Origin of the sequence: Pseudonocardia sp. UM4_GMWB1, from assembly GCF_017312155.1 — a bacterium.
GTDB classification, from domain to species: Bacteria; Actinomycetota; Actinomycetes; order Mycobacteriales; family Pseudonocardiaceae; genus Pseudonocardia; species Pseudonocardia alni.
In genome coordinates this window covers 2,366,260-2,375,939 of sequence record NZ_QJPN01000001.1, presented here as the reverse complement: position 1 = coordinate 2,375,939, position 9,680 = coordinate 2,366,260, and the positions used below count along the sequence as shown (strand labels likewise).

Below are 9,680 nucleotides of genomic sequence, written 5' to 3'. Positions count from 1 at the left end.
GGCATCGCTTTCTCGTCGCCCGGGGGGGGCACGACGGGACGAAAAGGACGTCGGGGCGGCGCGGAACGCGGCGGCCGGGACGGGGGCCGTCGTGGACGGCCGGGGCGGGTCGGGTGGGCGGGGCGCCCGGCAGGACGCCGGTCAGATCCGACAGGTGGCGCCCGCGACCCGCATCAGGTCGACGTGGCGGCGGTACCGGGGATGGTGCGCGGCGCGCACCTGCTCGGCGACCGTGCGCATGGGATCCTCCATCGGACCCGGCTGGAGCACCCGCACCCGCGTGCTGCGGGGGGTTGCTGCGGCGTCGTCGAGCCGGGTCTCTCGGCCGCTCCGGATGGTGTGCGTCCCGACTGTAGGTATCCGGTGCCCGAGGGTGTCAACCCGCATCGCAAGCGAGTGACCCGCACCGCAGCAGGTCTCCCGACCTGCGGAATCACCACCCGAATGCCGCGGAAGGTGTCCGGACAGCCCGCGGCCGTTCCTGGTTGGTGGACTCCGGGTTGTCCGGAGAGGTGACCACCGCGCACCCTGGACGGGTGACGACGAGCCAGCGGCGGCCCTCGCGCACCGCACGGCTCGTGGGGGACGCGACGGCCCCCGTCCCCCAGCGGCAGACGCGCACCGCGTGGCACGCGGTGCCCCTGCGCCCGACCGGCCTCGAGCCGTTCTGGCCGAGCCGGCGCGCCCCCGCCTACAGCGAACTCTGTCGCTGACCGGTCCCCGTCCCGCAGGCCGTAACGCCACGCCCCCGGCGTGCGACGCACCCGCCGGACCGGGAACCGCCCGCCGGACACCACTCCGGCCCGCCACCCGTCCCGAACCCCGGCACGCCCTCCCAGGGCCGGCCGGCCCCGGCGCGCAGCGGTCGTCCCCGACCGCCCGCCCCCACGGAAGGACCCCGTTCCGCGATGTCCCCGCACGTCCTGCGCCCCGGATCCCGGGCGCGCACCGCCGTCCTGCTCGCGCTCCTCACCGCGCTCGGGCTGCTGGCCGGCTGCTCCCGCGCCGACGAGAGCACCACCGCCGCGGGCGCCACCTCCCCCGCGACCGAGGTCCGCCTCGGCTACTTCCCGAACATCACCCATGCCCCCGCCCTGGTCGGTGTGAAGCAGGGCCTGTTCGCCGCCGAGCTGGGGAGCACGACGCTCACCACCCAGACGTTCAACGCGGGTCCGGACCAGGTCAACGCCCTGCTCGGCGGCTCGATCGACGTCGCGTTCATCGGCTCCGGCCCGGCGATCAACGCGTTCACCAAGTCGGGCGGCGAGGCCGTGCGCCTCGTCGCGGGCTCCACCTCGGCCGGCGCCCAGCTGGTCACCCGGCCCGACATCACCTCGCCCGAGCAGCTCAAGGGCACGATCATCGCGACGCCCCAGCTGGGCAACACCCAGGACATCGCGCTGAAGACCTGGCTGTCGGAGAACAAGCTCCCGATCGGGCAGGGCCCGGACGCGGTGACCGTGCAGAACATCGAGAACCCGCAGACCCTCGATCTGTTCAAGCAGGGCAAGGTGGCCGGCGGCTGGCTGCCCGAGCCGTGGAGCTCGCGCCTGGTCGACGCCGGGGCGAAGGTCCTGGTCGACGAGAAGTCCCTGTGGCCCGGCGGGAAGTTCCCGACGACCGTCGTCATCGTCCGGACCGAGTTCCTGCAGCAGCACCCCGAGACCGTCGAGGCGATCCTGCGCGGCGAGCAGAAGGCCATCGCCCTGATCCGTGACGACCCGGCGCAGGCGAAGACCGTCTCCAACGAGGCGATCGGCGAGATCACCGGCAAGCCGCTGGCGGCCGACATCCTCGACCGCGCGTTCACCGAGCTGTCCTTCGACTCCGACCCGCTCGCCTCGACCTTCCCGCAGCTGGCGAAGGACTCGGTCACGGCGGGCATCGCGAAGAGCGAGGCGGACCTGACCGGCTTCCTCGACCCGACCGCGGTCGACGCGGTCCGGACGAGCTCCGGGGAGGCCGCCGTGGACCCGGCAGGCCTCGCCTCCCGGAACTGACACCACCACCCACGAGGGGAACCCACCGATGACCGTCGACCTCACCACCCGACGTCCCCCGACCCGCGACACCGCGGTGGTGCTGTCCGGGGTCGCCAAGACCTTCGGCACCGGGCCGGGGGCGGTGACCGCGCTCAACGGGATCGACCTGCGGGTCGGCGCCGGCGAGTTCGTCTGTGTGCTCGGCGCGTCCGGCTGCGGCAAGTCGACGCTGCTGAACCTGCTCGCCGGGCTCGACGCCCCGACCGCGGGCGAGGTCACGGTGGGGTCCGCCCGGCCGTCGTTCATGTTCCAGGAGGCCGCGCTCATGCCGTGGCTGACCGCGCTGCGCAACGTCGAGCTGCCGCTCAAGCTCGCCGGGCACGGCCGGTCGGCCCGGCAGGAGCGCGCCGAGGAGCTGCTGTCGCTGGTGCGCCTGGAGGGCATGGGCGGCAAGCGTCCGCACGAGCTGTCCGGCGGCATGCGCCAGCGCGTGTCGCTGGCCCGGGCACTCGCCGCCGCGACCGGTCTCGGCGAGGACCAGGGCACCGGCGGGCTCCTGCTGATGGACGAGCCGTTCGCGGCCCTCGACGCGATCACCCGCGACGTCCTGCAGGGCGAGCTCCTGCGCGTCTGGCGGGCCACCGGCACCACGATCGTGTTCGTCACCCACGACGTCCGCGAGGCGGTCCGGCTCGCCGAGCGGGTGGTGCTGCTGTCCTCGCGGCCCGGCACCGTGGTGCGGGAGTGGACGGTGCCCGCCGACGGCCACGACGCCGAGGCCCAGGCCGAGCTGCACGACGACATCACCGGACGGCTGCGGCAGGTGATCACCAGCCATGCCGCGTGAGGACTCCTCGATGACGGTCGTCGAGAACGACCGGGACTCCGCCGCCGCGGTCGCCGGGCTCGACGCGCTCGACACCCCGGTCGAGCGGACGACACCGTGGTGGCAGCGGTTCCTGCGGACCTGGCTGCCGCCGCTGGTGGCGCTCGTCGTGATCGTGGTGGTCTGGCAGCTCGTGTGGGCCTCGGCGGTCACGCCCGAGTACAAGCTGCCCGCCCCGGCCGACGTGGCCGCCGCGTTCGGCGAGACCGTCGCCAGCGGCGAGATCTGGTCGATCCTGTGGACCTCGGTCAGCCGGGCCGCCCTCGGTTTCCTGCTCGCACTGGTGATCGCCACCCCGCTCGGTGTGGTGGTCGCGAAGGTGCCGGTGGTGCGTGCGGCGATCGGCCCGCTGCTCACCGGCCTGCAGTCGCTGCCGTCGGTGGCCTGGGTGCCGGCCGCGGTGCTGTGGTTCGGGCTGACCAACGCCACGATCTTCTTCGTGGTGCTGCTCGGCTCGGTCCCCTCGATCGCGAACGGCCTGGTCGCGGGCATCGACCAGGTGCCGCCGATCCTGCCCCGGGCCGGCCAGGTCCTGGGCGCGACGGGCTACCAGATGGCCCGCTACGTCCTGCTCCCCGCGGCGCTGCCCGGCTACCTCGCCGGGTGCAAGCAGGGCTGGGCGTTCTCCTGGCGCTCGCTCATGGCAGCGGAGATCATCGCGGCCGGACCCGCCCTCGGGGTCGGGCTGGGCGCCTACCTGAAGAACGGCGCCGACGTGAACGACATCGTCCAGGTGTTCGCCGCGATCCTGCTGATCCTCATCGTCGGCATCGGGGTCGAGTTGCTGGTCTTCCGCCCGCTGGAGCGACGGGTCCTGCGCGCCCGGGGGCTGGCGCTCACCGTCTGACCGGCCGTCGACCTCCCGGTCCCACGAGCGGGCCGTCCGTACGGACCCCCGTGCGGACGGCCCGCTCGCGTGTGTGGCCCCAGGTGTCCGGACGGGTTCCCGCACCCGGTCCCACCAGCCGAAACGTCGTGACGCCAATCCCAACTCCAAGGGTTGGGTTTCGGGCTCGGGACGGTTACCGTCACCGTATGACCGTTCCGGTTCCGCTGACCACGCGCGCGCACATCGACCTCGCGCGCGTCGCGTCGGCGCTCTGTCGGTCCTGACACGGGTCCGGCGCACCGCGCCGCCCGGTCGCGTCCGCGGCGCCCGCGCGCCCCGACCGCACCACCCCGGCGGACCGCGCCCGCGGTGCCGGTCCGGCGCCCCGGCCGCCCGGGGGGGGTGACCCCGGCCGGTGTGCGCGCCACCCCTGGGCGGCGGACCACCGCGGCTCCGCACCCCGCCGACGTAGCCGGCCACCTGACGACACCCGTTCCACCGGCCCCGTGGGGCAGACCGGCCCCACCACCGTGCCCACCCCGCACGTCCGGTCCGGTACCGGCGTGCCGGTACCTCCGGCGTCCCCCACCCGTACCCGGCCCGTCCCCGCGACGGCCCACCCGCATCGTCACTTCCGCCCGGCACCCGCACCGCGCCGGCATCCGCACCCGGTGTCCGCACCGCCCGGGCCGCACCGGCCGCCGGGCCGGCCGGGCGTGCCCTCCGAGCCCCAGGAGTCCCCATGACGACCGTCTCCGAACGGGAGCGCACCAGCTCCCCACCCGAGGTCGAGACCCTCCGCACCCGGCACACCCGCGGCCCGGACCGGGTCCCCCGATGGGTGGTCAAGACCGCCTCCCCGGTCGTGCTCATCGGGCTGTGGCAGGTGCTGTCGAGCACCGGCGTCCTCCCGCGCGACGTCCTCGCCTCGCCCGCCACCGTCGCGGTCACGGCCGCCGAGATGTGGGCCGACGGCGCGCTGCAGAGCGCGGTGGCGGTGTCGAGCGTGCGGGTGCTGTCCGGCATCGCGATCGGCCTCGTCGCCGCCGTCCTGCTCGCCACCCTGTCCGGGCTGTTCCGCCGCGGCGAGGACGTGATCGACGCGCCCGTGCAGATGCTGCGCACGGTGCCCGTCATCGGGCTCATCCCGCTGCTGATCATCTGGTTCGGCATCGGCGAGGAGCCCAAGATCGCGCTCATCGCGCTCGCCGTGACCTTCCCGCTCTACATGAACCTCTTCGGCGGGATCCGCAACGTCGACGCGACCCTCGTCGAGGCCGCCCGCACGCTGGGACTCGGCTGGTTCGGCCAGGTCCGCCACGTCATCCTGCCGTCGGCGATGCCCCAGTTCCTGGTCGGGCTGCGCTACGCGCTGGGCACCGCGTGGCTCGCCCTGGTCTTCGGCGAGACCATCAACGCCACCTCCGGGATCGGCTACGAGATGAACACCGCTCGGGAGTTCTTCCAGACCGACGTGATCGTCGTCTGCCTCGCGCTCTACGCGGTGCTCGGGCTGGTCGGCGACCTCGTGGTGCGCACCCTGGAGAGGGGGCTGCTGTCATGGCGACCGGCGTTCAGCGGACGGTGAGCACCACCGCGCGACCCGTGTCCGTCCGCGGCCTGGGCCGGCACTTCGGTGACCGGGCCGTCCTGACCGACCTCGACCTCGACATCGAGCCCGGACAGTTCGTGGCGCTGCTCGGCGCCTCGGGCTGCGGCAAGTCCACCCTGCTGCGGATCCTGGCCGACCTCGACAACGACGTCACCGGCGAGGTCACCGTCGCCCGCAGGCGGGCCGTCGGGTTCCAGGCACCACGCCTGCTGCCGTGGAAGAAGGTCTGGCGCAACGTCGTGCTCGGCCTGCCCGGGCGCCCCGACCGCGCCCGCGCCGAGGCCGCCCTGGCCGAGGTCGGCCTCGACCACCGCACCGACGTGTGGCCCAAGGTCCTCTCCGGCGGCGAGGCCCAGCGCGCGGCGCTGGCCCGCGCCCTGGTCCGCGACCCGGACCTGCTGCTACTCGACGAGCCGTTCTCCGCACTCGACGCGCTCACCCGGATCACCGCCCGCGGGCTCGTCGACGAGCTCTGGCAGCGCCACCGGTGCGCGGTGCTGCTCGTGACCCACGACGTCGAGGAGGCACTCGTGCTCGCCGACCGCGTCCTGGTGATGGAGGGCGGCCGGATCGCCCACGACGCACCGGTCGACCTCCCCCGCCCCCGCGACGTCACCGACCCCGCCTTCCAGCGCCAACGCGCCGACCTGCTCGGCCGCCTCGGCGTGCACCGCCCCCAGGAGCGCACATGAGCATCGAGTTCATCGGCATGATCGGGACCCAGGAGGTGTCGGAGATCCTGCCCGCCACCGGACCGGTCCTCGATCCGGCCCTCGTCCGCCGGTTCGCCACCGCCCACGAGGAGGCCGGCTTCGACAAGGTCCTCATCGGCCACTCGTCGTCCACCCCGGACGGGCTGCAGGTCGCCGCGTACGCGGCCGCGCACACCGACCGGCTCGGTTTCCTCGTCGCGCACCGGCCCGGCTTCACCGCCCCCACCCTGGCCGCCCGCCAGTACGCGACGCTGGACCACTTCAGCGGCGGCGGCCGGGTCGCGATGCACGTCATCTCCGGGGGCAGCGACACCGACCAGCGCCGCGACGGCGACTGGCTGGACAAGGACGAGCGCTACGCCCGCACCGACGAGTACCTCTCCGTCGTCCGCCGGGCCTGGACCGACCCCGAGCCCTTCGACCACACCGGCGAGCACTACCGGGTCGCGGGTGTGGCCCAGGAGATCCGCCCGCTCGGTCCGATCCCGGTGTACTTCGGCGGGTCCTCCGAGGCCGCGTACCGGGTGGGCGGGCGGCACGCCGACGTCTTCGCGCTGTGGGGCGAGCCGCTCGCCGGGACCGCCGAGCAGATCGCCCGGGTGCACGAGGCCGCCCGCGCAGCGGGCCGGACCGACCCGCCCCGGATCAGCGTGTCGTTCCGCCCGATCCTCGGCGACACCGAGGAGCAGGCCTGGGCCCGCGCGCACGACGTACGGGACCGGATCGTCGCCGCCCGCGGCGGTCACGGCTCGTTCACCGGAACCCGGATGCGCGACCCGGGGGCCCCGGCCAACGTCGGGTCCCAGCGCCTGCTCGCCGCCGCCGAGGCCGGAGAGCTCCACGACCGCTGCCTGTGGACCGCCACCGCGGCGGCCTCCGGAGCGGCCGGCAACTCCACCGCCCTGGTCGGCACCCCGGACACCGTCGCCGCCGCGCTCGCCGACTACGTCGACATCGGTGTCACCACGCTGCTCATCCGCGGCTACGACCCGATCGACGACGCCCGCCGCTACGGCCGCGAGCTGCTGCCCGCCGTGCGCGCCGAGCTCGCCCGCCGCGGCGCGGCCGCCGGGGTGGGGGTCCCCGCGTGAGCGCACCCGCCACCACCGGCACGGTGTGGACGCCCGAGGGGACCTCTCGGGGCACCGTCGCCGTCCTGACCGGCCGCGGCGAGCACCCCGGCCTCTACGCCCGCCTCGGCAGGCGGCTCGCCGCCGACGGGTGGACCCTCGCCGTGCCCGGCCCCGGCGCCGGGGCCGGCGAGGTCACCGCCGCGCTGGCCGGCGCGACCGGGGCGCGGGTTCTGCTCGGATCCGACACCGGGGCGCTGCGGGCCTGGGAGCTTGCCGGGGCCGTCCGCCCGGACGGGCTCGTGCTGGCCGGGTTGCCCGTGGGTGACCCGGGCCCGGCGCCCGCGGACCGGGCCGGGGAGCTCGACGCCCGGACCGCCTGCCCGGTGCACCGAGGGCTCCTCGAGTCCGACCCCGACTTCGCCTGGGGGGCACTCGCGCAGGCGCCGCCCCCGCCGCCGACCGACCCGCTGCCCGACGCGGCGGTGCTGTGGCTGCACGGCGACGCCGACCCGGTCGCCCCGGTCGCCGGGATCCGGTCGCTGGCCCGCCAGGGCGACGACGTGGCCGTCGTCGTCGATGGGGTGCACGACGTGCTCAACGACCAGTTCCACCGGATCGTCGCCGCGCGGCTCGTGCAGTTCCTCGAACGCCTCGCCAAGGGCGCCCGCTTCGCCGACGAGGCGCCGCCCGCCACGGCGGGGCCCGCCCGGTCGCGCCGCGCCGCGCCGCTGAACGTCTCCGCGCGGCTCGACCACGCGATGCGGGCACTCGCCGAGCTCGTCGCCGCCGACGGTGCGACCGTCACCTGCGACGCGATGGCCCGCGCCCGCGGGGTCCCGCTCAACTCCCTGGTCAACGTGATGCTCGCGCTGCGCCGGGCCGGTCTGGTGACCAGCCGTCGTGGCTGCGAGGGCGGCTACCGGCTGGCCCGCCCGGCCGCGGAGATCACCGTCGCCGACGTCGTGCGCGCCACCGAGGGCTCGATCGCCTCGGTCCGCGGGGCCGGCCCGGCCGCCCCGCTGTGGGCGGACCTGGAACGCACCGTCGCGGACTTCCTGACCACCCGCACCCTGACCGCCCTGGAGGGCGATACCCGGTGACCACGCACGCGCACGCGACCGACCCGTTCCACCCCGACCTCGCCCCCGCCCCGCCGGACCACGCCCGGGTGCACCTCGTCCGCGGTGCCGGCCTGTCCGGCGACACCGCCCAGACCAGCGGCATGTCCCGCCGCGAGGCCGTGAGCGGGCGGACCGTCGGCTCCTCGAAGCTCTGGACCGGCGAGACCCACGTCGCCCCCGCCACGAACTCCGGCGACCACCACCACGGCGAGGCCGAGACCTCCATCTACGTCGTCTCCGGCCGGCCGCGGTTCGTGTTCCACGACGGCACCGGCGAGGTCGTCCTGCAGACCGAGCCCGGCGACTACGTGTTCGTGCCGCCGTGGGTCCCGCACCGCGAGGAGAACCCCGACCCCGAGGTGCCGGCCGTCGTGGTCATCTCCCGCAGCACGCAGGAGGGGATCGTCGTGAACCTGCCCTCGCTCACCCCGCTCACCGACCCGGAGACCACCCCGTGACCCGCCGACCGCTGCTCGCCCTGCCTGCCCTGCTCGCCGCGCTCGCGCTGCTGCTCACCGGCTGCTCCGGCGCGGCCGACGACGGCCCGGTCGACCTCTCGCAGGTCACGCTGCGAGTCGGCGACCAGGCCGGAATCCAGCAGGCGCTGGTGAACGCCTCCGGCGCCCTCGACGGCGCGCCCTACCGGGTCGAGTGGGCGCAGTTCCCGGCCGCCGCCCCGCTGCTGGAGGCGCTGCGCAGCGAGGCGATCGACGTCGGCGTCGCCGGCGACGCGCCCACCCTGACCGCGCTGTCCTCCACCGACCGCATCAAGATCGTCGAAGCGACCCGCTCCCCGAGCCAGGGCGGGCTGGCGCTGCTCGTGCCGAAGGACTCGCCGATCCGGTCGGTCGCCGACCTGCGCGGGAAGACGATCTCGCCGACCACCCAGGGCAGCATCGGGCACTACCTGCTGCTGCGCGCGCTGGAGGAGGCCGGGGTTCGGCCCGACGAGGTCACCATCTCGTTCCTGCAGCCGGTCGACGCCGCCGCCGCGATGAACTCCGGCGCGATCGACGCCTGGTCGACCTGGGACCCCTACACCGCGGTCGCCCAGCAGGAGTCCGGCGCGCGGATCCTGCGCGACGCGAAGGGCCTCGGCACCGGGCTGACCTTCCTCGACGCCAACACGGCGGCGCTGGAGGACGCGGGCACCCGCGCCGCGCTGACCGACTTCACCGAGCGCTACGGCCGTGCCCTGCAGTGGGCCCGGGAACACCAGCAGCAGAACGCCGCCATCTACGCGGAGCTGACCAAGCGGCCCGCGGCCGTCGCCGACCTGATGGCCCGGCGGGCGTTGCGTGACACGCAGCCGCTGTCCCCCGAACTCGTCGCCGAGCTGCAGGGGGTGGCCGACCGCTACTCCGACTACGGCGTGCTGCGCAGCCCGGTCGACGTGGCCTCCGCGGTCGAGGACCTGCGCGCCCCCGCAGGCTCCTGACCTCCTACTCCTCGACCCGCCCGCCG

The 9,680-nt window shown here is 75.1% G+C and carries 10 protein-coding genes; 9 read left to right on the top strand and 1 reads right to left on the bottom strand.

The annotated features are described in order from the left end of the window. Window positions 1-141: 141 nt before the first annotated feature. Window positions 142-240, bottom strand: coding sequence for a putative leader peptide (locus DMP15_RS11580; protein WP_337825869.1), 99 nt, complete (start codon window positions 238-240; stop codon window positions 142-144). Between the two features lie 668 nt (window positions 241-908). Here DMP15_RS11580 and DMP15_RS11575 point away from each other — a divergent pair. The 9 genes from DMP15_RS11575 to DMP15_RS11535 all read left to right on the top strand — a co-directional run bounded on the left by DMP15_RS11575 (window position 909) and on the right by DMP15_RS11535 (window position 9,654). Next, complete coding sequence (locus DMP15_RS11575) at window positions 909-2,000, top strand: ABC transporter substrate-binding protein (protein WP_073574349.1); 1,092 nt, start codon at window positions 909-911, stop codon at window positions 1,998-2,000. Between the two features lie 28 nt (window positions 2,001-2,028). Continuing rightward, the gene (locus DMP15_RS11570; protein ID WP_337825868.1) at window positions 2,029-2,829 is read left to right on the top strand and encodes an ABC transporter ATP-binding protein; all 801 of its coding nucleotides are present in this window, start codon (window positions 2,029-2,031) and stop codon (window positions 2,827-2,829) included. After that, window positions 2,819-3,715 carry an ABC transporter permease gene (locus DMP15_RS11565; protein WP_100878206.1) on the top strand — a complete coding sequence of 299 codons (897 nt, stop codon included), beginning with the start codon at window positions 2,819-2,821 and terminating at the stop codon, window positions 3,713-3,715. Before DMP15_RS11570 ends, DMP15_RS11565 begins: the two co-directional genes overlap by 11 nt. Window positions 3,716-4,439: 724 nt before the next feature. Then, entirely contained in the window at window positions 4,440-5,285 is an 846-nt protein-coding gene (locus DMP15_RS11560; protein WP_337825867.1) for an ABC transporter permease, read from the top strand. Beyond that, window positions 5,258-6,001: an ABC transporter ATP-binding protein gene (locus DMP15_RS11555; protein WP_337825866.1), complete on the top strand. Its 744-nt coding sequence runs from the start codon at window positions 5,258-5,260 to the stop codon at window positions 5,999-6,001. Before DMP15_RS11560 ends, DMP15_RS11555 begins: the two co-directional genes overlap by 28 nt. Next, window positions 5,998-7,113, top strand: coding sequence for an LLM class flavin-dependent oxidoreductase (locus DMP15_RS11550; RefSeq protein ID WP_337825865.1), 1,116 nt, complete (start codon window positions 5,998-6,000; stop codon window positions 7,111-7,113). Before DMP15_RS11555 ends, DMP15_RS11550 begins: the two co-directional genes overlap by 4 nt. Beyond that, complete coding sequence (locus DMP15_RS11545) at window positions 7,110-8,195, top strand: Rrf2 family transcriptional regulator (RefSeq protein ID WP_337825864.1); 1,086 nt, start codon at window positions 7,110-7,112, stop codon at window positions 8,193-8,195. The genes DMP15_RS11550 and DMP15_RS11545 overlap by 4 nt, the downstream gene beginning before the upstream one ends. A gap of 68 nt (window positions 8,196-8,263) precedes the next feature. Further along, on the top strand, window positions 8,264-8,674 hold the full coding sequence (locus tag DMP15_RS11540) for a cupin domain-containing protein (protein ID WP_337826691.1): 411 nt from the start codon (window positions 8,264-8,266) through the stop codon (window positions 8,672-8,674). Then, window positions 8,671-9,654 (top strand): ABC transporter substrate-binding protein, encoded by a 984-nt coding sequence (locus DMP15_RS11535; protein WP_337825863.1) that lies wholly within the window; start codon window positions 8,671-8,673, stop codon window positions 9,652-9,654. The genes DMP15_RS11540 and DMP15_RS11535 overlap by 4 nt, the downstream gene beginning before the upstream one ends. The last annotated feature ends 26 nt before the right edge of the window (window positions 9,655-9,680 follow it).

Excerpts from the sequence above, each read along its gene's own strand:
- DMP15_RS11575 (WP_073574349.1), top strand. The coding sequence starts at position 909 with ATGTCCCCGCACGTCCTGCGCCCCGGATCCCGGGCGCGCACCGCCGTC.
- DMP15_RS11565 (WP_100878206.1), top strand. The coding sequence starts at position 2,819 with ATGCCGCGTGAGGACTCCTCGATGACGGTCGTCGAGAACGACCGGGAC.
- DMP15_RS11570 (WP_337825868.1), top strand. The coding sequence starts at position 2,029 with ATGACCGTCGACCTCACCACCCGACGTCCCCCGACCCGCGACACCGCG.
- DMP15_RS11560 (WP_337825867.1), top strand. The coding sequence starts at position 4,440 with ATGACGACCGTCTCCGAACGGGAGCGCACCAGCTCCCCACCCGAGGTC.
- DMP15_RS11550 (WP_337825865.1), top strand. The coding sequence starts at position 5,998 with ATGAGCATCGAGTTCATCGGCATGATCGGGACCCAGGAGGTGTCGGAG.
- DMP15_RS11580 (WP_337825869.1), bottom strand. The coding sequence starts at position 240 with ATGCGCACGGTCGCCGAGCAGGTGCGCGCCGCGCACCATCCCCGGTAC.
- DMP15_RS11555 (WP_337825866.1), top strand. The coding sequence starts at position 5,258 with ATGGCGACCGGCGTTCAGCGGACGGTGAGCACCACCGCGCGACCCGTG.